The organism is Serratia sp. AS12 (assembly GCF_000214195.1).
Taxonomy (GTDB): Bacteria; Pseudomonadota; Gammaproteobacteria; order Enterobacterales; family Enterobacteriaceae; genus Serratia; species Serratia plymuthica.
Map to the genome: position 1 here is coordinate 3,451,901 of NC_015566.1, position 24,771 is coordinate 3,476,671.

17 protein-coding genes and 1 pseudogene are annotated in these 24,771 nt (G+C 50.8%); 5 read left to right on the forward strand and 13 right to left on the reverse strand.

Annotated features, from left to right (window positions below):
• Positions 1-49 precede the first annotated feature (49 nt).
• The gene (locus tag SERAS12_RS16185; protein ID WP_013813667.1) at positions 50-1,345 is read left to right on the forward strand and encodes an MFS transporter; all 1,296 of its coding nucleotides are present in this window, start codon (positions 50-52) and stop codon (positions 1,343-1,345) included.
• Between the two features lie 15 nt (positions 1,346-1,360).
• Entirely contained in the window at positions 1,361-2,167 is an 807-nt protein-coding gene (locus tag SERAS12_RS16190) for a substrate-binding domain-containing protein (protein ID WP_013813668.1), read from the forward strand.
• On the opposite strand, the gene SERAS12_RS16195 is transcribed toward SERAS12_RS16190, so the two are convergent.
• The 4 genes from SERAS12_RS16195 to SERAS12_RS26695 all read right to left on the reverse strand — a co-directional run bounded on the left by SERAS12_RS16195 (position 2,142) and on the right by SERAS12_RS26695 (position 5,368).
• Positions 2,142-3,041 (reverse strand): LysR family transcriptional regulator, encoded by a 900-nt coding sequence (locus tag SERAS12_RS16195; RefSeq protein WP_013813669.1) that lies wholly within the window; start codon positions 3,039-3,041, stop codon positions 2,142-2,144. The two genes, SERAS12_RS16190 and SERAS12_RS16195, sit on opposite strands and share 26 nt — an antisense overlap.
• 234 nt (positions 3,042-3,275) lie before the next feature.
• Complete coding sequence (locus SERAS12_RS16200; RefSeq protein ID WP_013813670.1) at positions 3,276-4,382, reverse strand: ABC transporter substrate-binding protein; 1,107 nt, start codon at positions 4,380-4,382, stop codon at positions 3,276-3,278.
• Positions 4,383-4,784: 402 nt separating this feature from the next.
• Entirely contained in the window at positions 4,785-5,171 is a 387-nt protein-coding gene (locus tag SERAS12_RS16205; RefSeq protein ID WP_013813671.1) for a nuclear transport factor 2 family protein, read from the reverse strand.
• Positions 5,172-5,233: 62 nt separating this feature from the next.
• Positions 5,234-5,368, reverse strand: coding sequence for a hypothetical protein (locus SERAS12_RS26695; RefSeq protein ID WP_256377438.1), 135 nt, complete (start codon positions 5,366-5,368; stop codon positions 5,234-5,236).
• 68 nt (positions 5,369-5,436) lie between these two features.
• On the opposite strand from SERAS12_RS26695, the gene SERAS12_RS16210 reads away from it, so the two are divergent.
• Positions 5,437-6,342: a LysR family transcriptional regulator gene (locus SERAS12_RS16210; RefSeq protein WP_013813672.1), complete on the forward strand. Its 906-nt coding sequence runs from the start codon at positions 5,437-5,439 to the stop codon at positions 6,340-6,342.
• Between the two features lie 390 nt (positions 6,343-6,732).
• Here the strand turns inward: SERAS12_RS16210 and SERAS12_RS16215 are convergent, their stop codons facing one another.
• From SERAS12_RS16215 to SERAS12_RS16230, 5 genes and pseudogenes are all read right to left on the reverse strand, one after another.
• On the reverse strand, positions 6,733-8,346 hold the full coding sequence (locus tag SERAS12_RS16215; protein WP_013813673.1) for a restriction endonuclease: 1,614 nt from the start codon (positions 8,344-8,346) through the stop codon (positions 6,733-6,735).
• A 293-nt stretch (positions 8,347-8,639) separates the two neighbouring features.
• Positions 8,640-9,962 (reverse strand): hypothetical protein, encoded by a 1,323-nt coding sequence (locus SERAS12_RS16220; protein WP_041416202.1) that lies wholly within the window; start codon positions 9,960-9,962, stop codon positions 8,640-8,642.
• A 308-nt stretch (positions 9,963-10,270) separates the two neighbouring features.
• Positions 10,271-10,371 (reverse strand): annotated as a pseudogene (locus tag SERAS12_RS26750) (integrase); the annotation flags it as partial.
• Positions 10,372-10,575: 204 nt separating this feature from the next.
• Positions 10,576-12,273: a HEPN domain-containing protein gene (locus SERAS12_RS16225; RefSeq protein ID WP_013813675.1), complete on the reverse strand. Its 1,698-nt coding sequence runs from the start codon at positions 12,271-12,273 to the stop codon at positions 10,576-10,578.
• A 382-nt stretch (positions 12,274-12,655) separates the two neighbouring features.
• Complete coding sequence (locus SERAS12_RS16230) at positions 12,656-13,540, reverse strand: MurR/RpiR family transcriptional regulator (RefSeq protein WP_013813676.1); 885 nt, start codon at positions 13,538-13,540, stop codon at positions 12,656-12,658.
• Positions 13,541-14,074: 534 nt separating this feature from the next.
• Between SERAS12_RS16230 and SERAS12_RS16235 the strand changes: the two genes are divergently transcribed.
• The gene (locus SERAS12_RS16235; protein WP_013813677.1) at positions 14,075-16,204 is read left to right on the forward strand and encodes a TonB-dependent siderophore receptor; all 2,130 of its coding nucleotides are present in this window, start codon (positions 14,075-14,077) and stop codon (positions 16,202-16,204) included.
• Positions 16,205-16,315: 111 nt separating this feature from the next.
• Here SERAS12_RS16235 and SERAS12_RS16240 read toward each other — a convergent pair whose 3' ends face one another.
• On the reverse strand, positions 16,316-17,581 hold the full coding sequence (locus SERAS12_RS16240; protein WP_013813678.1) for an MFS transporter: 1,266 nt from the start codon (positions 17,579-17,581) through the stop codon (positions 16,316-16,318).
• 176 nt (positions 17,582-17,757) lie between these two features.
• Positions 17,758-20,877, reverse strand: a complete 3,120-nt coding sequence (locus SERAS12_RS16245) for a beta-galactosidase (protein ID WP_013813679.1) — start codon at positions 20,875-20,877, stop codon at positions 17,758-17,760.
• A gap of 392 nt (positions 20,878-21,269) precedes the next feature.
• Here SERAS12_RS16245 and SERAS12_RS16250 point away from each other — a divergent pair, with 392 nt between their 5' ends.
• Positions 21,270-22,334 carry a LacI family DNA-binding transcriptional regulator gene (locus SERAS12_RS16250; RefSeq protein WP_013813680.1) on the forward strand — a complete coding sequence of 355 codons (1,065 nt, stop codon included), beginning with the start codon at positions 21,270-21,272 and terminating at the stop codon, positions 22,332-22,334.
• An 831-nt stretch (positions 22,335-23,165) separates the two neighbouring features.
• Here the strand turns inward: SERAS12_RS16250 and SERAS12_RS16255 are convergent.
• Both SERAS12_RS16255 and SERAS12_RS26645 read right to left on the reverse strand, forming a co-directional pair.
• A complete protein-coding gene (locus SERAS12_RS16255) occupies positions 23,166-24,326 on the reverse strand; it encodes an alpha/beta hydrolase (protein ID WP_239440940.1) in 1,161 nt (386 codons plus the stop codon).
• A complete protein-coding gene (locus SERAS12_RS26645; protein WP_254304261.1) occupies positions 24,295-24,750 on the reverse strand; it encodes a hypothetical protein in 456 nt (151 codons plus the stop codon). Before SERAS12_RS26645 ends, SERAS12_RS16255 begins: the two co-directional genes overlap by 32 nt.
• Positions 24,751-24,771: the final 21 nt, after the last annotated feature.

Below are 24,771 nucleotides of genomic sequence, written 5' to 3' on the forward strand. Positions count from 1 at the left end.
TGCAGAAACAGATGCGGTTAAAAGCGTCAATGACAAACTGGAGATAACGATGCATTCACCTAACGCACCCATGACGACTCGGGCCAGAATCAGCGCGATACTGCGCGTGACCTCTGGCAACTTTCTGGAGCAATTTGATTTTTTCCTGTTCGGATTTTATGCCACCTACATCGCCCATACCTTTTTCCCAGCCAGCAGTGAATTCGCCTCGCTGATGATGACTTTCGCGGTCTTTGGCGCGGGCTTCCTGATGCGCCCTATCGGCGCAATCGTGCTGGGCGCGTACATCGATAAAGTCGGCAGACGCAAGGGGCTGATTGTTACCCTGTCGATCATGGCCGCCGGGACCTTCCTGATTGTACTCATCCCGTCCTATCAGACGATCGGGCTCTGGGCGCCGCTGCTGGTGCTGGCCGGCCGTTTATTGCAAGGCTTCTCTGCGGGTGCAGAGCTGGGCGGCGTATCGGTTTACCTGGCCGAGATTGCCACGCCAGGCCGTAAAGGCTTTTACACCAGCTGGCAGTCCGGCAGCCAGCAAGTGGCCATTATGGTGGCTGCGGCGATGGGCTTCGCACTGAATGCCTTCATGGAAGAAAGCGCCATTCGCGAGTGGGGCTGGCGCCTGCCTTTCCTGTTCGGTTGCCTGATTGTGCCTTTCATCTTTTTCCTGCGCCGCAAACTGGAAGAAACCCAGGAGTTCACCGCCCGTCGCAACCACCTGGCGATGCGCGACGTGTTTAAAACCCTGTTGGCGAACTGGCAGGTGGTTATCGCCGGCATGCTGATGGTCGCCATGACCACCACCGCGTTTTATCTGATCACCGTCTATGCACCGACCTTCGGTAAAAAAGTGCTGATGCTCAGCGCCTCCGACAGCCTGCTGGTGACCCTGCTGGTCGCGATCTCCAACTTCCTTTGGCTGCCGGTCGGCGGTGCCCTGTCAGACCGTTTTGGCCGCAAGCCGGTTTTGGTGACCATGGCGCTGCTGGCGCTGATCACGGCCTATCCGGCACTTAGCCTGCTTGCTGAAGCCCCCAGCTTCTCGATGATGCTGACGGTATTGCTGTGGTTGTCCTTCCTCTACGGCCTCTACAACGGCGCCATGATCCCGGCGTTAACGGAGATCATGCCGACGGAAGTCCGGGTTGCCGGTTTCTCGCTGGCCTACAGCCTGGCGACTGCCGTCTTTGGCGGGTTTACGCCGGTAATTTCTACCGCACTGATTGAGTACACCGGCGATAAGGCCTCACCCGGCTACTGGATGAGTTTTGCTGCCGTATGCGCATTACTGGCGACGCTTTATCTGTACCGCCGCAGCGCGTTAACACTCCAAACCGCACGTTAAATCAGGGATTACGTCATGCAAAAAATTTATCGTTCACTCCTCGCCACTCTGGTGCTTTCCACTGTCAGCACGGGAGTTCTGGCCAAAGACGTGACCGTCATGATCTCCGGCGGGTTTAAAGCCGCACTGGAAAAACTGGCCCCGCAATTTGAAGCCAAGAGCGGCGACAACATCATTTTGGTGTCCGGCCCTTCTATGGGTAAAACGCCCCAGGCGATCCCCGCGCGCCTGGCTCGCGGAGAAAAGGCCGATGTGGTGATTATGGTGGGTGATGCGCTGAAAAATCTGGAAAAGGATAACTGGATCCAGCCGGGGTCGCGTGTGGAACTGGCCGACTCGCCGATTGGCATGGTGGTCAAACAAGGCGACCCCAAACCCACTATCCAAAAGGATACCGATCTGCGCAATACCCTGCTGCAGGCCAAATCCATTGCCTATTCGGACAGTGCCAGCGGCCGCTATGTCAGCAACGAGCTGTTCAAAAAACTGGGTATCGAAGACCAGGTGAAAGAGAAGGCGCATATGATTGAGCGCATTCCGGTGGCATCCGAGGTGGCGAAAGGGAAATATGCGGTAGGTTTCCAGCAAGTGAGTGAACTGCTGCCTGTGCCGGGCGTCACCTTTATCGGCGAACTGCCTGAGGATGTGCAGTACATTACCCGCTTTGCCGGCGCGGTCACCGCCAACGCAGAACACCGTCAGGAAGGCAAAGCGCTACTGGATTTCTTGTCTTCCACGGAGGCGCAAAACACCATTCGCGCCACCGGGATGAGAGCCGTGAAAGCTGAACAGCCGGTTAAACAGCGTGATACCGTTCAGTGATCAACTTTTCCAACTCGGCGGCAACGTAGGACTGCATGCGCCCGCTGCGCCTGATCAGGCCAACCGTGCGCTTCACCACCGGGTCGGTCAGCGGCAGGTGAGTCAGCACCGAATGCTCTGACGCCGGCATCGACATCGCGGGTACGGCGGCAATGCCGACACCCGCTTCAACCATACCCAGCATGGTCGTCACATGGCGGGTTTCGCAGATGCTGGGGCGTTCAGGAATGATGTGCTCCAGCATCTGATCAAGCAGATTGCGGTTACCGGACGTCTTATCCAGCCCCACATAATCCTGCTGGTAAAACTCGCGCCAGGTCAGGCTTTTTTTACTGGCGATGGGGTGATCGCGCCTGCAGGCAGCCACGTAGACATCCCCCACCAGCGGCAAAAATTCGATATTGGGTTGCAGGCTTGTCGCGAAACAGATGCCGAAATCCGCCTGGCCGCTGGCCACCGCTTCGATGACGTTACCCGCACTGCTATCGATAAGCTTGACGCGTACCCGTGGGTAGCGGGCCTGGAAACGGCGGATCACGTCGGGCATGAAATAGTAGGCCGCCGAGGGAACCGTGGCGACGGTGACCAGCCCCACGCGATCCTGACTGACCTTATTGATATCCGCCAATACCAACTCGACATTCGCCAATAGCTGATCTGAACGCCCGGCAAAGGTCTGCCCATACAGCGTCAGGGTGACGCGCCGGGTGGTTCTGTCGAACAGCTTAATGCCCAGCGCGGATTCCAGCTTCTCTATCCTGCGGCTCAATGCGGACTGCGAAAGGCAGATGGACTCTGCGGCAAGCCGAAAATTACCGTATTCAACCAGCGCTCGGAAGGCGTAAAGATCGTTGAGATCAAAATTCACGGGCATAGCGGCAGACAATCCTTTCAAAGGCGGCAAGGGCGTAAAGGAGAGATGATAGCCGCTTATTGGACAACGGCAACCTTTTAGAAAGTGATCGACAGCCTTCTCTTAAGACACTGACAAATGCCCCATCGCATGCCATTCAAAATGCTGTTCGTCGGTAATAAAGCCCCCACCGCTTGAATGCACGCGTTTAACGGGGGCCAATAGTGAAATCCGCTATTTAAAGCGGATTAAAATTCACTTCCATGCAGAAATAGCGAATGTCCCTTCGGGTTTCACTGGCAGGTACTTCGCATAGTAATCCAGGTAGTTTTTTACCGGATCCACATCTTTAAATTGCTCTGGGTAAAGTGATTTGGCAATAAACTGAATCATGGCGAAATCGGAAAGCGTTCTGGATGCACCTTGATAGACACCGAAGAGCTGTTTGTTTTTTATCGCCGGCAGCGAGGCCCAGCCATTACGCGCAGAAAAACCGATAAGCTGCTGAGTGGCCATGTTTTTATCAACGCCAACCCCCATAGACAGTGCCGACGAAACCTTGTTGTTTTCTCTGCCCGAGATAAAGATCGCATCTGGCATCGCAACCAGAACCTGCTCCGGATTAATGACACCCCACCACTCAAAAAGTGATGCAGCTATATTATCCGCGCCGGCGAGTTTCAGCATCGCACCCCACATGTTCTCGCCATAGGTAAATGAATATTCACCAGGTCCCTTATTCCCAAACTCAATATAAACTTTTGGTTTTTTCAGGCCTGAACTACTTACTCTGCGTTGCACATCCGCAATGTTATTGGCGTAAAGGTCCGAGAGTTCCTGAGCCCGTTTTTCTTGCCCTGTCAGTATTCCAAATATTTTAGTGGAGCTAACATGCTTTTCTACCGTTTGAGCATTGTAGTCGATCACAACCACGGGGATTTTCAACGCTTCAAGGCGAGACACTTCATATTTTAAAGCGACATACTGCCACTGAGCCAAAATAACCACGTCAGGTTTTAACGAGATGATATTTTCAAGCGAGATATTATGGAGATCGACTTCACCAATATCGGCGATACGGGCAAGGGACGGCATTTGTTTAACATACATATTCCAATTGGCGGGTACTTTCCCCCGCCATGCTTCGCGCGAAATACCTATTACGTGATCGAATGCGGCTTCCCCACCCACAGCCATGTAATCTTCGAAGTTAAATCCTAAAATAGCCCGTTTTACAGGCGTATCGACCGTAACCTGCCGCCCCATAACATCGGTTAAGGTGGTGGTGGCGGCATTAGCGATGCTGGACCCTGTCAAAAAAACAATGAACATCAAAAAGGTGATTAAATTGCGAACGCCCATAAAATGAAAATCCTCGGGATTTGGGTTCAATCTTAGAATAATTTATTCTATTTTCTTGAAATCAAGATGCAAATGATAATAATTTCTATTAAAATTAACAGCAACTGTAATCGTTGTACCCTTTGAATTTTGTATAAAAAAACCAGCCACTGCATAAAACCCAGCATCAACAACCATCTATAAAAACAAAGCCAGCACAGAAAACCACAGCAAAACAAAAAACCGAGATTCCCATTTAGCATCGGCAAGGGATGCAATCTACGCGTTAAATTGTTTTTAGAAGGCCATGGCGAAAATATCACCATGGCCAGATACTGCCTCACCTGGTTAACTGAACGCCTTTTTTCCAGCCATCCGCGCAATGGCAGAATACCCCTGATAACCTTTCAATCGACGCGGGCCTTAGGCCGGCACGGGGTCGATAAACACGTAAAGCTTGGTGATCTTGCCGTCGAGGATCTCGACAACATCAAGCCCGGTTATCGCCGGTGGCCCTTCTTGCGGCCCGAAATGCCAGCGCAGGCGGCCGACACCGTGATGCCCGACCGCCGGCCCGAAGGAGCCGAAAACAAAGCCCGCAGGTGCCTGCGATAACACCTCGTTGACGACCTGTTCGATACCTTCATATCCGCTCGCTTCGACGCCCGGTTCGTAAACCAGGACGTTTTCGGCATAGATCTCTCGGATCGCCGCACGCCGCCTCTGCGTATCTGGCTCGGCGAACACGCGATGAATAGGTGCCTGCATCACGGCGTCGTAATCGATAAAGGTTTCCCTGGATAAGCTCATGATTTACCTTTTGGTTAAGTGAGTACTGCGCTTGAAAGTTCAGGATTGAACACGGGTCAGATTCAGTTCGGCTTGATGCGCACCCCCGGCGGCATGCGCGTTGGCGCGGCATGCTCGAGTATCCAGCCGGGATATTCCGGCGGCGGCTTGCCGGCCTCGTCGAGTGCGGCCAGCCCTTCTGGCCCCCGGAGAGGCAACTATGCGTCATTCTATTTTTGTCATAAAGTATGCCAATCGAAACCCATAGTTATCGAGAAAAGACACAATGCAAGATCTCGACTCTTTGGCCATTTTTGTACGTATCGCGGAAATGGCGAGCTTCACCCATGCGGCGGAAAGCCTCGGCATTCAAAAAGGCCGGGCATCGAACGTGGTGCGCCGCATTGAAGCGGCCATGGGTGTGCGGCTGCTGCACCGCTCGACGCGTACCGTGCAGTTGACCGAAGATGGGCGCGTTTTTTACAACCGCGCACGCGCGTTGCTGGCGGATGCCGAAGAATTAAATAGCCTATTCGCAGGCAGTAACACGCCGCTGAGCGGGCGGCTGCGCATCGATCTGCCCACCGAACTGGCCCGTACCCCCATAGTGCCCGCGCTCCCTTCGTTTATGGCCACCTATCCTGAAATTCAGTTAGAGATATCCAGTACCGACCGGCGTGTGGATCTGATTCAGGAAGGCATAGATTGCGCGCTGCGAATTGGAGAGATTGTCGATGAAACGCTGGTCGCGCAGAAGATGGGCGCTTTAAGCATGGTGAACGTAGCAAGCCCCGCGTACCTGAAAAACTACGGCGTGCCCCAGACGCTTGAGGATTTATCGGCGCAGGAACACCGCATGATCCACTACGCGCCAATCTTGGGGAGCCGGCCGTTTGGATGGGAATATCCAAAGGGTGACGGCTACGCCACGCTGACGCTGGCAGGCTCCATCAGCGTCAATAGCGTGCAGACTTACCATGCCGCAGGTCTGGCCGGTTTGGGGCTGATCCAGGCGGGCCGCTCGAGCCTGATCGAATATATTGAGAACGGCGAGCTCATAGAGATACTGCCGGATTTGCGCCCCGAGCCCTTGACCGTGTCATTCGTCGTCGCACACCGGCAAAACTTGTCGCGCCGCGTACGCAGTTTCATGGCGTGGTCGCAGCAGGTATTGGCGCCGTATTTGGATTAGTAGCGGGTCGAGGGTAAGTACCTTGCTTAAAGCAGCCATGCACTTTTGGCGATCTCCTGAAATAGTGATTATGTTGCATGGGGAGATCGCTTGCGTCACGAATTGAGAGAGTGCGTTAGTTGGTAGCTCTTGCGGTTGGCTTTGAGGATGTCGCTTTCAACATGAGGCGTCAGAGCCAGATGTATTGCTCAATCACTGGGGCTGTTCCAGACAGATACTGACTCTTGATGAACTGATACAGCGGCTTCATGTGATCCAATTGCGGGCGTTTGCTTCTGGTGCAGACCAGCAGCATCCCAAATGGGATTTGTCGGTTGAGGGCGAAGAGCGGACTTACCAGCCCGCTTGTGGCTAAGAAACAATCAGATAACGATGGCATCTTTAAAATTGTTAAAAATTTGGATTAATACGAGCGGATACGCCTGCATGCTCCTTTAAGAGATAAAGAAGACCTCCGCCATCAATAAGCTCTATGGGTTTATCCTCACAAAATCGATAAGCATCTTTTCCGTACTGGCTGGTGCAGACTAAAATCCCTTTATTTGCACCCTCGTTCATCATGGTGCCGTACAGGTCTCTGACTGAACTTACACCGACAGTGTCTTTATATCTTTTCGCTTGGATAACAACTTTACCTCCCAGAATTGGACGTGTATCAAATGCAACTGCATCAACACCACCGTCCTTTGTCCCTCTGGTTAGTTTCGTATCTAACCCCATTTGCGTGAACAGATTGGATACCAATACTTCAAATTCAGATGGAGAAAGTTCCATAAGATTTGGTCGAGTTTCAAGGCCAGAAAGCGCGTCACCTTGTTCAATGAAGCGTTTATCAACCATGTCAAACTCAAGAATCGGTTTGACGGCCTGAAGTTCGTCAGGATGACCTGAAACTTGAGCACCTAAGCTTCGTAGGCATGCACTTTTTTCAACCCGCTCCAGTTTTATTTGCATGAAATCCTCTTTGTACGCTCGCGCTGAAACCAAAGTAACGCAGATATCATGTCCACTGGTCGGATCGATTGTCTCAATTACACCGTTAAAAAGAATAGAGGTTAAAACTGAGGCCTTATCTGCTTCAAACAGTTCATGCAAAGTTCTAAGCGTGATGGCTGCAATTATATTTTGATAAAGATCCTTGATTTCGCTAGCTTTCCTTGCTTTTGCATCAATGGCATCTCTTGTCTTAACATACTTGTACTCAAGCTGACGAGGGATAATAGATATTTCTGGCAAGTGATATTCGACTACCAGTTCCTTATTTTCAGGTAAGTATGCAAGCCTGAATGTTTGAGGAAAACCCGTTTCGGGATATTCAGAGCGTGTCAGAACCATTTCGCAATAAGCTAACACGCTGTCAGGAACACATTTTAGATAGTCTTGTTCGAACTGATCAACTTCATCATGTTGAATTTTAATTTCATCGAAATAGGCTGTTCTGTGTTTTTGATACTTTGAAATCAGAAAGTCTAATTCGGTCTTCTGCGCTGAAGCCTTCTGTAAGTGCTCTTCTTTGCTTCTAATGAAAAGCTCTTCAGCCTCTTGTAATTCGCGTTGATATTTTTTTATCACCCAAGGAAAAATCGTTTTCCATGAGGAAGGAGCATTCACAACTCTCTGCTCTGGTTCCTGCTCTGGTAATAAATGTTGAGGTGTTTTGAAATCTTCGAACTGAGGATTCTTTTTCAAAGCTGTGAAATCTATCGAATCATCAAATTCAAGTGTATGTTCAAGAAGGGTTGAAAGGGCAATCACGCTCTCTTCAAGCTCAGCGTTCAAATCCGACACCTCATCTAGGCGCCCTTCTAAATACATGATTTTAGCTTCTTTTTCAGCTTCTCTCTGTTCGCGTAATCTTTGAGTGTTGTCTCTTTTGATTTCTCGCTCTAAACGTCGAACTTCAGCAAAATGATTTCTCTCTGACCTCTTCCGCTCACGTTCTGCGGCAGCGACCGCTCTAGCTGTTGCACGTATAAAACCTTCAAATCCCGATCTGCGTCCCATATTCGTCCCCAAGTATCTCCTACTGAAAAATCAATCCATGATCTTAGCAAGACGGCCATAAGCAACCACGGATTCTCTTAAGTTGTTCTCAATTTACTTCATTGATATCCAAGCAATCCAGACAATTCGTGCAACTCCTTACTACCAGTCAATAGTAGGCTCTACATTGATCAACAAACTGGAGTAAACCTGCTGTTGTTACTGAGTAGCCGACAGATCATTGGGTTGCTTTGAGCGAAAAGCGGACGTTAACGCCGCGCTTTGAGGAAAATTTGTCCGACAGCAGCGCTTTGTTAAATGCTTGATATCAGGAAATTGAGATTAAACCCATTAAACTTATGATTTGGCCAGTGCTCTACAATCAATGCGATTGTTTTATCCTCGACTTTCTCAGAATGTGAATTACAACCTGAAATAGCACTTTTCATCTCTTCAGATAAGGGCAGACTTAAGCTTGAGATGCTCAAAGCTTCTGCCATGGCTTCTAACTTCTCACATGCCTGATGGGTTCTAGAAGCATCATTCACGTTCACTTTAAGCTTCAGTATTTTTGCAGCATCTTCAGAACCTTCAATATAGTAAGTGATATTGTCTGGGATAATACCATCGCTAAATTCTTCCATCTGGGATGATGCAAACCATTCATCTTCGAAAGATCTATTGTAGAATCCAGTACTCAACCCTTCGTTTACAAGAAATTCTTTAGCTTTATAAGGGCTCCAACCGTGCTCTTTTAGCACTCCCTTTGGGTTTTTCTCAGAACATCTCGCTTTAAATATATATTTAAAGGTATCAATCAGATCCGAGTATGATTCTATGTTTGTTTTGACGACTTGAAATGACCATCGCTCTAGCAGGCTTAGCCGAACATTGAATAATATAAATGCAAAGAGTATAGCCGCATATCTATGGAACCGGCCATTTATTGAAAACCTAAGACGAACAAAGACCTGCTCATATGTTGAATAAACCAACATAAAGAAAATGAATGGTAAGTAAAAAAGAGTCAGCAATGGAGGGATAAAGAAGTCGTATGCAGTTTTTTCTTTCCCAAACTCACCAAAATCGGTCATTAACATGTACAAAGTGTAAACAATTAAGACTGCGCCGAATAAAGCTAGGCAATATTCTAGAAAAATCTTAATCCCATGATGTTTTCTATCGGAACCAGAAATAGCTAGCATAGCTCCCAATAATGTTAAAACAGGGACTAGCAGAACCTCGACCCAAAGAGAGAAAGTATATACACCAACAACAAATTGAATAATCGCTAGTAGTTTGAAGCTATCTAAAACTGAGTGCTTGAAAAAAAGCTTATCTTTTTTAATTTTTTCAATCTTAAATAGCGACATAAAACCAACAGAAACACACCAAAAAACAGTATTTTTTAGCTGTTCAAAATTCCATAATTCCAACTCAGAAAGCCAGTAAATGACAATCACCATGTAAGCAACCATGAAACAAAGGACAGAAATTATTTGTTTAACAAATAATGCCGCTAAAACGCCTTTAAAGGCATTTCTGCCTTCCGCCATTTTTGAGGAAGAAAAAGTGTAATACGAAATTACTAGAAGCCATAATGTAATTGCAATCTCTCGATTATTTAGAATATCCACGAGCTACCAAATCATCATTTAACGTATCTATTTAAACAACCTACAGCCTATTCATGTTTTTTTCAATGGGATATTTTTCCGCCCCCTCAGAGCCCTAAACTCCATCCTTAAGCAGGCGGGTTGTTTTCGGCACTTTCCCTGTATTGCCCAAAAAAGTCCGCGATCATTTTTGCACATCTGTATGGCTATGCACGGGAGTAACTGGCGGGCATTTAGAATAAATATTAAAGCCAGCACACCGTTTTAAGCATGAATTCATCACGCATTAGCTATCGGGGGACTAGTCGCCAGCTTCTGGCACAGGGCTGGAGTTGGAGCACACGGAGATTCTCGTCTTTTTGTAAATCAGGTAAGGCTTTGTTCTTCTAATGGAATGTGTGCTGTAAAGTGAATCTTCGAGGCCAAGCTTTGCTGCCTATCCAATGCCTATCTAAAAGCATCCAGATGTTAATAGTTCATTCTACCCCGGTAGGCCTGGCGCCACTCGACACCGTAAATAGGCAAGCAGCTAAGCTCCACTGAACCATTAGAATTGTAGTTTCGGGCTTTACGGCTTGGGTAATGATGGCTTATGGAGAACTAAATCAGTGTTCGAAGACGTGGTCCTAGGGTTTCATGACCTGATCACCATCACCCCAAAATGTTCAGTTTCATGGCCATCGCTGGTCACATAGGCTTTGTCCAACGTTTCAATTCTCTCCCCCTCGTAAAGAGTTACAAGGCTTTGAACGTAGTCATTAAGAGAAGCAATACCGCTTGAACGCCATCCTGACCTGATGCTCTTCGTTATTTCCTCATTCAACACCCAGATATTTTTCTTCAGGTCATGATTCAGCAAAATTTCATCCCAGCTGTTGAGGGATAGGGACCGTACTGGTGTTGCCAACTCGATAAATTCAGCCGTACCGGCAAGTCTGTCCAGCTCCCGACTGTTAATTCTAGCATTACCTTTAAATCGACAATGAGATCTCAAGAGACTGTTGGCAATATCTGATTCAGTAAAGCCCAGCTCAAGATAGATAAGGCACATCAGCAAAAGTAAAAGTCTGTCGCTGAGTTGCATCTCCTGGGTAATGTCTGCCCCCTGACCGAGTCTTTTGTAAACATTCCCGTGCGCTGTACTGTTCCTGAGCTTTTGGATCTGAGCAAAATCCTTATCGCTGAATGAAATTGCGTCTTTGAGGGAGGTATCTATCTTGCTTATTAACGCCTCATACTTTTCTTTCAGCGTTGGCAAAGAGGTATTTTTAGTCGCTAAAATCGCTTTCTCCATACCCGTGAAGACAGTTTTGCTATCTCCCTCTAACTTATGGGAGGCAGAGAACTGGTTGAGGGTTTCCTTCAGTGTTTCAATTAACTTACCGTAAAGCTCATCATCAAGCTTAAGTTTAGCTTTTTTGGTTTTGTTATCAGCATACATTTCGAGTATCACTACCCGCGCCAGAATGTCGAACTCCCATATTCCGAGTGGGTTGAAGGCGGGAACGATGCGATTCCAGATAGTCCTGAATGTGGAATGATTAAAGAAATTTTTAAGTATTTCACCCCATCTCTTATCTTCGGTGAGGGTCCAGAAATTCAACAATGCATCAACTGAATGTTTGATCGGCGTCTCGGCGTAGATGACCGATGGAAAATAGAGTTTTTTGAATTTAGTACGGTCTGCGTTAAAAATGTTGGCTTCTTCAACTGAAAGCGATGCTCCCACAAGGAGAGAAAACAGCACTCTAATTTCATGTATTACATCACGGCATTCGGGCAGGGAAAAGGCACCGTTAGTTTTATGTATGACAAGGGTATGCGATATCTGAACGTGACAATCGACAGGATCATCTTTTAGGAGTTCCAGTTGGCAATCATTTGAAAGACAGTACTTGCCGGATTCAAATGAAAAGGATTCCTTGAATCGCTCGACACTGATGTCCCTTTCAAGACGCTCTCCGTTGAGGACAACCCCCCTGATACCCTCAATCCACACTGATAGCCCCGTCAGGTGAACCTCAACGCTGTCGAATGAGAAGTCAAATTTACCAAGAGTGATAAATTCTGCGCGGATCACACCTTCTTTAACATTCAGGTTGTGAAGCGTATAAATCTGCCCATCCAGAACACCAGAGCAACGCAATTCACGTATTTCTCCGCTCAACTGCTTGATAAAATTATTCGATACCTGTGAGAAATCCTTAACCCGAAGTTCAGGTATTCTCATGCCACCAAAGCTAAGAATACAGGACACCGAAGTATCGCCAAACTGGATCGTAACATTTTCCGTTTGTTCGGTGAAAAAGCTGGATTTAGCAATTGTGTTCATAGCTGACCTTTAAACATTTTGATGCCATATATGCTCACGTAGCCTCTGTATTTGTAGTTACTGGCAGATTTGAGACCGGGCAATGCTCAATCCTCGGAGGTAGATGCTGAATAACTTATTGCTACTCCTCGTTAGATCAACAGTTAGCCCTCTGGGGGAAGACTTAATGAAAACCAGAGTGTACAGTCACTGGCCTTATTATTCATAAAAATACTCAGTCTGTAGTGGCGCATTGAACTTGGCCACCTAAACAGATGAGTTAACGTCCGCTTCGGCACTAACCTAACTATCAAACCCGCCCTCAGGTTCATCCCGTCAAGCGCAGGGTTAGTTGCCCTACCCAGCAACATCCCCCTGCAAGCCAACTAACAACCCCCCCCCCCTACTTCCCCGCCCCTTTAAGTCCGCGATTTAAATCCTGAATGCGTTTCATGGTTTTCATCGTACGTGCAGAGGTGGCCGAGGCAACGGAAAGAATCAGCATTTCCAGGCACACCAATACGGTGCCGTGCAGCGGTAAGCGGCCGTTCTCGCCGCCCCGGGGAACGTTGATCACGACATGCGCTTCCCCGGCAAAAAACGAGTCGCTGGCATTGGTCAGCAAAATAATCGGGATGCCGAGGCGCTTCGCTTCGCGAATGGTTGTCCTCCCTTCTCTGTGCGCCGATTTCTGCGCCATCATAATCAACACGTCACCGCGCTGGAGGCTGATCAACTGTTCGGCGAGGGCAATACCGGAGCGATTCAGCGATACCGCAGGAATGCCGATGCGGTTAAACAGCCGGGCGCTGTAGTCGGCCAAAATCCCGGAGGCATTAATGCCGAATAGCGCCACCTGGCGTGCCTCTATCAGCAAGCTCACCGCTTGCGCGATGGCCTGGCGGTTGTGCGGTTCAGATAACACGTCGCAGGCGCGCTTATGCCCGCCCAACACGAAATCGATGCCGGAATTGATGTCGCAGGCCAGATCGCTCACGGTTGCGTTCATCTTTTCTTCTGAGTTAACCGCGGTGCCGAACCAGGCTTCCAGCGTGCTTTTCATGTCGCGCAAGCCGGCAAAGCCTAATGCCTGCACCGCCCGCACCACGGTGGCATCCGAGGTGCCCGTCGCTGCGGCAATCTCCATGGCGCTCGCTTCCATTACGGACTCGCGATGCTCATGGATGTAGCGCACCACCGCCTGTAATCGTGGAGAAAGGCCCGCCGCACGCGCGCGGTAACGTTCGCCAAAAACATCGACACGTTTTTTTATTTCATTTCCCGCCATAGTCTTTGCTCAATCCGTTTGTTTTTATACCCGTCATACTTGAAGCTGCATCTGTGTTGGCTGCACGCAGTCCCCCCAGTCACTTACCTGAGTAAGCTCATGGGGATGCCTGCCCTTGCCGCCTGGATGCAACTCCAATTATTTAGGGTATAGATCAGTTTATTGACCGGGGCCATCCTGCAAAGGCCGCCTCGTTCGCGCTAAATGTAGTAGCCATCAGGCTGTGAAAATAATCCTATCGTGGCCAGCCAACGGAAAATCGTCGCCAATCCGCAACCAACAACTCAACAAAACAACTTTAAATACATAGCACTATATAAAAATAATCACCCACATAAAACGAGGCATTTTTTTGCGCACTGCTGTAGTGATGAGTTGAATTTTCATATTTACTACTACATTGCCCTATGATTGAATGATTATCAATTACATTGATACCAAGACTTCCCTTACCCTGGCGGTTTCACTTAAAAACAGCCGGGTTTTTATTGGCAAAAAGAAAATAACAACATCATTAACACCGGGTTTAATTAGATGAATAACAACACATTGTTTTATTTTAAACGCAGTTGCCATCCGGCCATTCTGGCCGCAATCTATGGCGCCGCGTTTTTCACCTCAGGCGCCAGCTATGCTGCATGGAACGACAATACCCTCACCGTTACCGGGCAAGCGGCGGACGAACAGGGTTACAGCGCCAGCACCAGCTCCGTTGCCGGCAAAACGCCAACCTCCAGGCTGAATGAAGCGCAGTCCGTCAGCGTAGTCACCCAACAACAGTTAGAAGATTATCAGGCCGAAAGCCTGGCCGATGCGATGCGTTTTGTCAGCGGCGTAGCCGAAGGCAACACGCTGGCGGGCACCGAAGATGGCTTTGTGCGCCGCGGTTTTGGTTCCAACTCGGACGGCTCCATTTACCGCGACGGCGTGCGCAGCAGCCAGGGGCTGAATTTCGATGCCACCACCGAGCGCGTTGAAGTGCTGAAAGGCTCGGCTTCGCTGCTGTACGGCATCCAAAATCCGGGCGGCGTGATCAACGTCGTCAGCAAGAAACCGCAATACGACTGGCACACCCGGGTCAGCGGCCGTTACGCCAGCGAAGGCGGCGGTGCAGGTACGGTAGATGTCACTGGCCCGCTCGGTAACGGTTTTGCATTCCGGCTGATTGCCGAGAAACAAAATCAGGACTATTGGCGCAATTTCGGCAGTGACGAACACACGCTGATCGCCCCGTCGCTGCAATGGTTCGGCGAAAAAGCGAACTTCCTCATCAGCTACTCCGAATATCGCTACGACATTCCTTACGATCGCGGCACCGCCTTTATTGACGGCAAACCGGTCGACATCGGCTATAAAAACCGGTTGGACGACAAGGCTAACCATGCCTGGGGCCACAACAAAACGCTGAATGCCCAGTATGGCTGGCAGTTCAACGAAGACTGGAGCACCCGCCTGACACTGGGCTGGAACCAGCGCCGCTACGACAACAACGAAGTCCGGGTGACCGGCGTCAACACCACCACCGGCGCCGTCACGCGCCGCGCCGATGCCAACCGTGGCTTCAACCATAAAACCAAATACCTCTCCTGGGACCTGATCGGCTCGCAGAACATCTTCGGCATGACGCACGATATCGTTCTGGGTACCGATTATGAGATGAACCAGACCTATCGCGCGCATCAATACCAGGGCAAGGCCAACAACAACTTTAACCTCAACGATCCGCAATACGACATGCTGTCGCCCGTGACCAACAGCAGCACGGAAAACGTCGCCAACAGCAATAACCTGAACCGCATTCACAGCCGTTCGGTGTACGCCAAAGACAGCATTTCGCTGACGCCGGACTGGATCGCCGTGTTGGGCGGGCGCTATCAGCATTACGAGCAGCGCGCCTCCAAAGGCTTCAATCCGGTGGTGGAAACGCTGGATGACGAAGGCAACAAGTTCCTGCCGCAGGCTGGGCTGATTTATAAACTGACGCCGGATGTCTCGCTTTACGGCAGCGTCAGCAAATCCTTTACGCCCTCCACCAACGTCGACGATGACGGTGACGTCGGCAAGCCGGAACAGGGCACCACCTGGGAGATGGGCAGCAAGTGGCAAGTTTCGCCGCGCCTGTTCGCCAGCGTGGCATTGTTCAATATTGACGAACGCGACATGTCGCTCAGCATCAACGGTGCAACACGCGCTATCAATAAAGCGCGCTCTCGCGGTGCGGAATTCGAACTGAATGGCGAGATCTTGCCGGACTGGGAGCTGAGCGCCAATTACAGCTACACCAACGCCAAGATCATTGACGACGGCGTCAACGCCGCGAATAACGGCAACCGTCTGCAAAATGCGCCACGCCATTCAGGCGCGCTCTACCTGAGCCATAATCTGGTGGTCAGCGGCATTCCGGGCGACTTCCGCGTCGGTGGCGGTGCGCGCTACATCGGCACGCGGGCGGGCGATCCGGAGAACAGTTTCACTCTGCCGAATTATGTGGTGGCCGACAGCTTCATCGCCTGGAACAACCGCCTGTTTGGCGAGAAAACGCAGTTGAGGCTGAACCTGAACAACTTGTTTAATGAGCACTACTACACCTCCAGCGGCGGCAATCTGCGCGTGCGCGAAGGGGAAACCCGTAATCTGATGGTGCAGGCGAGCGTGGAGTTCTAAGCCGTTCCGCCTCCTTTAACCTGACCGAAGAAAAAGCCCGCTCGGGGTAACCCTGAGCGGGCTTTTTGTCGGGGCCGTTCCCTGGCTCCTTCTATTGTTGGCGATAAGGCGTTACGGCGTGGCGGTGTTAGCCTCCGCCGGTGTACGCAGGCCGCGCCCCGTCAGCGTGAAATAGGAAATGACGGTAAAGGTTGTGGTGATCAGGCCAAGGATCAGATAGGCCTGATGGAACCCCACCGAGTCATACATTCTTCCCACCCAGGCGGAAAGCACCACGCCCGAAAGCTGTTTGGACAAATTAAAACCGATCAGGAACAAGGTTGCCGACACCCGGGGATCAAACACCGAGGAGATATATTTAAAGGTGCCCACCAGCAGGAAAGGCAGCTCAAACATATGCAGCGTTTTCAGTAAAATCACCTCAATGCCGCTGCTGGCGAAGGACGAACCGATAATCCTCACCGACATGATGGCGCCGGCCACCAGCAGCGCATTTTTGGCGCCGATGCGGTTAATGATAAACGGGGCGCAGAACATAATGCAGGCGTTTAATAACTCCCCGCCGGTGGTGACGAAACCGAAGATCTCGGTGCCCCTTTGGGGCGATGAAAAGAAGCCTTTGAAGAAGTTGGCGAATTGCTGGTCGAACACGTCGTAAATACTGGCGACGCCAATCACGTATAACAAGAAGGCCCAGAAGCGCGGCATTTTTAACAGTTCCAGCGCCATGGCCAGCGAGAACTCGCGCTGATTCGCCCCCAGCTTGTCCATCACCTGCGCCGTCTGGTTCGGCTGCGGGCGGGAAACAATCAACAAGACGGCCAGCACCACCCCAAACCCGGAGGCAATCCAGAAGGTAATATTGGGGTTAATGCTGAACAACAGCCCGGTTATCGACGCGCAAATGGCCCAGCCCACGCAGCCGGAAACGCGAACCTTGCCGTATTCAAAACGGTTGGTGCGGCTGACGCGTTCAATATAAGCCTCCACGGCGCCCGCGCCACCGGAGAACACAAACCCCAGGTAAAGGCCCCCCGCCAGCGCGCCGGCGTAAATATTGTATTGCAGCAAAGGCGCAAGCACGTAAATAAAGAACGGCGCGAATAAAATCAAAAGAATGACAATCGCCCAAAGCAGATGTTTGCGCAGGCCCAGCTTGTCGGAAATTAAGCCGAAAGCCACCTGGAAGATAATGGCAAACAAGGCAATAAATGAAAAAACCATCCCGGTTTCAGTTTTGGTGAGGTGATTGACATCCGAAAGCCATATCGGGAAAAAAGGGAAATACGCCGACATGATGAAATAGTAGAAAAAGAAGAAGAGCATAAAATAAATAAAATTATGCCGTTCCTGTGCCGAGAGCTGAGTCAATTTCATAGTGTCACCTGGATTATTATTTTTTAATGGGAAAAATATACCCAAAATAATTGGAGTTGCATCACGGCGGCAAGAGAGCGCATCCCGATGAGCTTACTGTAGTAAGTGATTCGGGTAAGTGAGCGCAGCCAACACAGAGGCAGCTTCAAGTATGACGGGTATATCCCCCTCCACGTTTACTGATGCTTAATACTGACCTGATAACGCCACTGCGTTTCCTTTAACAACCACTCTTCGTGCACGCTCGGCGTCCAGGAGTCATCGCCCCCCACGCCCATGTGCTGCGCGTCCAGGGTGATCCAGATACCGGGTTCGGCGCGCAACAGATGCCAATGATCGACGTCCATCAACTGTTTGCTGCCGTAAGACATGATGGAGAAATGGAATAACCCGTCGACACGCCAGCCTCCCCAATTGAGCTCATGGGTGTTGCAACGCAGTCCATTCTCCGTGGGGAAGACGTACGGGGTGACCATCTCGCTCAACGGCAAGCGCCAGCGTGAGAAACAGGCGCTTTTTTGGCGGTCGGGGTAGTTCTCATGCGGCCCCAACCCTAACCACTCCACGTCTGCGGAGGCCGGCGCGGCCTGGAAAACCATGCCGATGCGCGCCAACGGCGGCAAGTGGCTTGCGCGCTCCCCTTCTACGTTGATCTTCAGCGCGCCGTGGCCATCAATCATCATCTGCCAATGGCTGACGATCAGCACCTCATCGCCATAGCGGTAATGGAAGGTGCTGCGGATCTCCACCCGGTCTTCGTAAGCCGTCGCCGTACACTGGGTGCAGGTTCTCTGCATTGCATAAAGCCCGGCTTTTTTCCAGCGTTCCACCCAGGCGTTAGGGTCGCATCGTTCAACTTCACTGACCCCAATGTCGTTATCCAGCGGCGCACGAACAAACTGGTCGGTGAACGGGCTCACCAGTGTGTTTTCACCCGCCACCGTCCACTGCGTTAACAAACCGCTATTGCGGTCGATAAACCATTGCTGTTCGCCATGCAGCACCCGATAACCGTCTTCATCAAGCTGCAGTTCGGGGCGAACGCCGGGTTTTGGCGCATCCGGCAACGCCAGCGCCGTCGGCAACCGGAATTGTTGCCATGCAACGCGGTGCCCGGCCGATGACCAGGCGGTGGCTTCCGGCTGGATAACTTCAAGGATCAGAGTGACATTGCGGGCATTCGCCGGAAAATCGATGCGTTCCGCCAGGGTGACGAAGGCATTTCCCTGTGGCGGGATGTCCAACGCCACCTCACCCGAGCGCCATTCGCGCCCATCCTGTTCAATCCGCCAGTACAGCCTTTCATTGTCGGTGCGGCGGAACAGGTATTCACTGCCGACAGCCACCTCGAGCGGCGCATGCCCCACCAACGAAAACTGGAAGAACTGCTGCGCATGTTTTGCTTCATGGAGCGAAGGGTGTGGCGTGCGGTCGGCAAACACCAGGCCATTCAGGCAGAACTGCCGGTCATTGGGTGTGTCGTTGAAGTCGCCGCCATAGGCCGATGCACGCGAGCCGTTCCCATCGTCTTTAAGCAACGATTGATCGGCCCAGTCCCAGACGAACCCGCCCTGCAACCGCGGATACTGACGAAACGCACGCCAATACTCGTCATAATTCCCCAGGCTGTTGCCCATCGCGTGGGCGTATTCGCACAGTATCAGGGGGCGGTTTTCGCCCGGCATCCCGACCCATTTTTTTATCGACCATTTTGGCACCCCAGGGATAAGTTGATCTTCATCCACCCGGGCATACATCGGGCAAAGGATATCCGTTGCCGCACTGTTGGCTCCGCCGCCTTCGTACTGGACCGGCCGTGTGGGATCGCTGCTTTTAATCCAGCGATAAAGCGCATCATGCAAACTGCCGTGCCCGGACTCATTACCCAACGACCAGATGATGATGGAGGGGTGATTGCGGTTACACTGCACCATACGGGTCACGCGGGCGCTGTAAGCCGGGAACCAGCTCGGATCGTCACTCAGCCGCGCCATCGGCACCATGCCGTGCGTTTCGATATTGGCCTCATCCACCACGTAAAGGCCGTAGCGGTCACAGAGCTCGTACCAGCGCGGATTATTGGGGTAATGCGAACAGCGCACGGCATTAAAGTTGTTCTGCTTCATCAGCAGAATATCCTGAAGCATGTCCTCTTCGTTGATCGCCTGGCCGCGTTCCGGGTGGTGCTCATGCCGGTTGACGCCACGGATCAGCAGCGGCTTGCCGTTCACTTTCAGCAACCCGTCCGTTATCTCTATGCGGCGAAAACCGGTGTCCGCCGCCTCGGCTTCGATCAGTTCCCCATCGGCGCCATAAAGCGCAATGACGGCGCGATAACAATGGGGTAACTCGGCGCTCCATAAATCCGGCGCCTGCACCGGCAACGCAAAGGTCACCCGATCGGCATAAGCCCCCCGCTCGTCAATCGCCTCGGTGCCCAGCGGCTTGCGTTGGCCGGCGATTTTTTCATCGCCTCGCCACAGGGATAAATCCACCTGCAGCCCCGCCGGCTGGGCTTTCCCCGCCGCAACATGCACCGAGGCCTGCAAGGTGCCATGCCGATACTCCGTATCCAGCCCGGCGGACAATTGAAAATCGGTAAGGTGGGTATCCGGCTTGTGCAGCAATGACACCGAGCGGTAAATGCCGCTCATGCGCCACATGTCCTGATCCTCAAGCCAGGTGCCCGAGCTCCAGCGCATCACCATCGCGCAGATACGGTTCCCACCGGCATGCAGCGCGTCGGTTAAATCGAACTCGGCCGGTAAACGGCTGTCCTGCGAATAGCCAATCCACACCCCATTGCAAAAAAGATGGAACGCCGAGTTCACCCCGTTGAAGATGATTCGGGTTTTGCCTGCCTTCAGCCAGGCTTCAGGGATGTCAATTTCGCGCGAATAGCACCCCGTCGGGTTCTCCTGCGGCACAAAAGGCGGCTCGGTCGAGATCGGGTAGCGGACGTTGGTGTAAATCGGCGCATCATAGCCGTCCATCTGCCAGTTGGAAGGCACTGTTACGGGCCGGCTGTCCGGGCCATCCGCCACCAACCAGCGCGGGTCCACCGCCTCGGGCTGCGCCAGATAAACAAACTGCCATTCGCCATCCAGCGAAACGCGCCGATCGGAGCGCCGATTATCCCTGGCCTCTTCAAGCGCGCGCCAACTGCGAAATTGCGGGTGGGCGGGCAATCTGTTGAGGTGGGTGACGGCCGGGTTCTGCCAGTCCTGCCGGGCCAGCACCTGAGGGAGAACGCTGTCCGGCGGGTTATCGTTTACCGAATAAAGAGGCTGTTTCATAACAATCCTTACCTGCTGTCATAGGGATGTATAGCGCTATACATTTTCAAACGAGTAAATACGAGATACGCCCTAACGGGCAATAAATTTGGTGGGTATATTTGAGGTCAATCACGCTATTTGTTGATTGTTTCCTATAATGTATTGCGCATGACATAAAATGTTTTTTTAATACATTTTCAGACAGAAGGGTACAATTACAGGCTAAATAACTGCGTTTAATACCGCGACACCCAAACTTGAGACGGGTAGGAGCATGCAGGTTAGCCGACCGTTGAGCGCATGGACGCGCGATACGAGCCTCCATGGACGGATTCACGGCGTGTCGGCGCTCTGCATGTTCCTCACCTGTAGCACTATTTAACGCCGCACGTTATTGCGAGATTGAATTGATGAATAAACGGCAGGCAACGTTGGAAGACGTGGCAAAAGAGGCGGGAGTTTCCCAGCAAACCGTGTCACGGGTGTTGAACAACCCGGATATCGTCTCCGAGCGCACACGTAATAACGTGCTGGGTGCGATGAATACGCTCAATTATGTGCCTAACCGCTCCGCACAGATCCTGGCCGGCAAAACCTTGCCGACGTTTGGCTTGATCACCACCTCCCTTGCGCTGCACGCCCCTTCGCAAATCGCTTCATCGTTCAAGCACCATGCGGAATTGGTGGGGTATCAGGTGGCGATATCGATGTTGAAAACCGGGCAGCTGAACGTCCTGCAATCGGCGCTGAATGAGTTTCGGGCGCAGAAGATCAACAGCGTGGTCATGAGCCTGCCGCTGGAAAAATCGGATGCGGAAACCCTGGCGCGGGATAACCCGGATATACAGCAACTGTTTCTGGACGTGCCGCCCGCCGCAGAGGTCTGTCACCTTGGCTTTCTTCACAGCGACGGCACCGCCAGCAGCGTCAACCTGCTTCTGGAACTGGGGCACCGGAAATTCGGTTTGCTGGCCGGGCCGGAAAGCTCCATTTCGGCACGGCTGCGGCTGGCCTGTTGGCGCGACACCTTGTATCAGGCGGGCATTGCGGAGACGGATACCGAGTACGGCGACTGGAGCGCCAACAGCGGCTGGGTAAAAACCATGGAATTATTCGGCAGGCACCCGGATATCACGGCGATGCTGGTCGCCAGCGATCAGATGGCGTTAGGGGTCATCAGCGCGTTGCGGCAACTCAACAAGCGCATACCGCAGGACGTGTCCGTGATTGGCTATGACGATACCCCCGACAGCCAGTATTTCCACCCGGCCCTGACCACGGTGAGGCAGGACTTTGATCTGATAGGAAAACGCGCAGTCACCCATTTGTTGAGAATGGCGAATCAGCCGCAAGAGGCGTTTAACGATCTGTTGCCGACCACCCTGGTTATCCGGCAATCCACCGGCAATCCGGACGCCGCAGGCTCGGAGAATGCGCTTATCAGGCAACTGAAAGCGCTGGTGCAGCAATTTTAAATAGCGTTGCACAGCTTGAACGTGAAATTGCCTCTTTGGACGATGTTTGCAAACTCACCAACGAACATGAATTCGTCCGTGAGGAAATGGTTTGTCATTATTTCCATTTCCGCATTTCCATTTCCGCTTGTCTGCTCTGGCTTGCCTTTATCTTGTGCTCATACCGTAAAAGCACGGCCATACTCGGCATAGACGCACCACCAGACCGTTTTAGTGAAAATGGCTAACCTGTAAACCGGCGCTAACGCCTCGACAGCGTCGGTCCGGAGATAGGCCAGGAAAATCACCAAGCATCGGCAATCAAGCACAAAAATATCCTGAATGGAAAAACCTGTTCACATAAAAAGCAGTCCGTATCTAATAAAAACCTTTAACTCCACATAATGACAACCCTTTGTAATAAACCACCCTTAACCAAAAAATAAAAAAACAAAAACCAGAGATTATTCCCATTCAATAAAAATCATCTTAATTCGATAATTCATCAATAGAAGAATAAACTGAAAACATACAATGGACATTAATGTAGATAGAACTCTACGGCGTAAGGTTTTGTTGACAATTATTATTTTCTGCAACTTTTTTTGGTTGGCCGTAATCTTATTTATTTGGTGTTTTACATGACAAGACACGAGAAAAAAATAAAGAAAAAAGAAACCACAATACCGAGCGAATGGAAATTGACTGACGCGCAAAAAAAATTCATTGAGGATATTTACACCCCCATAGACAGCCAGACGTTAAAAACGATTAAAAAAACCCTCCCGCATGATAAAAAGTAAAACATCAAGAGAGCCCAGCTCTCTTGATGTTATTTTATCCTTATCCCCTTTAACACTGAGTATCGCTTACCACGGTTTCAGGAGCCATAAAATACTCAACAACGGATTTATCAACGCATTGATTTTCATCAGAAAGTGCCAAGGTATGCCCATCACCATCCACCGTTATCAAGTGTCCTCGAAAATACTTCACCATATTTTTCGCATTTGCATAAGGAGTGGCTGGATCATTCAACTGTGCAACGAATAGCAAGCGAGGTAATGCCGCGGAAATGACCGGAGCGTGCGGCACCAATTTCCCTTTAAAAGGAAAGAAATCGCACAGGCCTCTGGGAAACGAATTGGATGCTGAATAGTTGCTGTAGGCTGCCGCCTCCGCAATCTTTTGCTCATTTCGCCGGCTCTGCGCAACACTGATACTCGGATCGGCCATATCGACACAATCGATCACCGTCATATTGTTGCTTTCAGTATCCAGCGAATTTTCTTCACTATTTTCGCCACTATTTTCAGGTAAATAACCCCTCTTTTTAATTGGCGCACGTATTTGCATTGGCTCCGCATCGGTAGTGGAGAATGTCTCCAGTTTCTGCAGGGTGTCGTAATCGAATCGCCCGCTATCAATGGAGCTCAACAACCTGGCCAAAGCCGGCCAGTTACCCGATGAGTACAATGCATTGGTTGTCGCCTTGAGCACATTATCGGAATTAATCTCGTTGCCGTTATCATCGGCCAATACCTGTTGATTAACGCTGTCCAGCAATGCGTGGTACTGCTTAACTCCCCCTTTTTTACTCAACGGACAGGCGCGATTCTCTTCGCAATAGGTCGAAAATCGGCTGAAACTCCGTTGAAAAGACAGGGCTTGCTTATAGTTCACATCAAATGCACTGTCAGTGAGGTCAACCACACCATCCAGAACCATGGCCCTGACATTCTGCGGGAATCGCTCAGCATAAAGCTGCGCGACCTGGGTGCCATAGGAATAAGCGATCGCATTCAATTGCGTTTCACCCAGCGCTTTTCTGATCGCTTCAACGTCATTGACGGCCTCATGAGTACCGATATGTTTTACAACATCGAGCGTGGTCCTGGCGATGCAGCCTTCAACCCATGCTTTATTGTCATTATCCAACTCTTCAACGCTTTTCTCAGGACTGTTGCCGTTGTCATCGTTTTTAATCAAGGGAGGACAAACGATTTGGGGCAACGAACTCCCTACTCCACGAGGAGTCATAACCAATAATGTCATAGGATTCATTCAGTTTTTCGTTGCTAAAAGGGACCAGTACGCCAGATATACCCGGCCCACCGGAAATGGAAATGATGCTCCCCTTTCGCTCTCCGGTTGCAGGCAAGCGGGTAACGGCCAACTTCACCCTTTTCGCATTTTCATCATCGTAACTCAACGGTGCAATGATATACCCGCACTGTAACCGATCCGGAATTTCTTCATGACCGAACCAAGCGCTAAATGCCCTATCGTCGCATGACTGCCATATTATTTTACGGAGATAATCAGGCGATTCATTGGCAAAAACAGCAGGGGACATAAACATCATGATTAAAATAAAATATCTCACACCATCACCCAAGTAAAAATCTTCAAGCCCAATAAAATAATGACATACCACCGTTCGGCGATACCTCTCTGA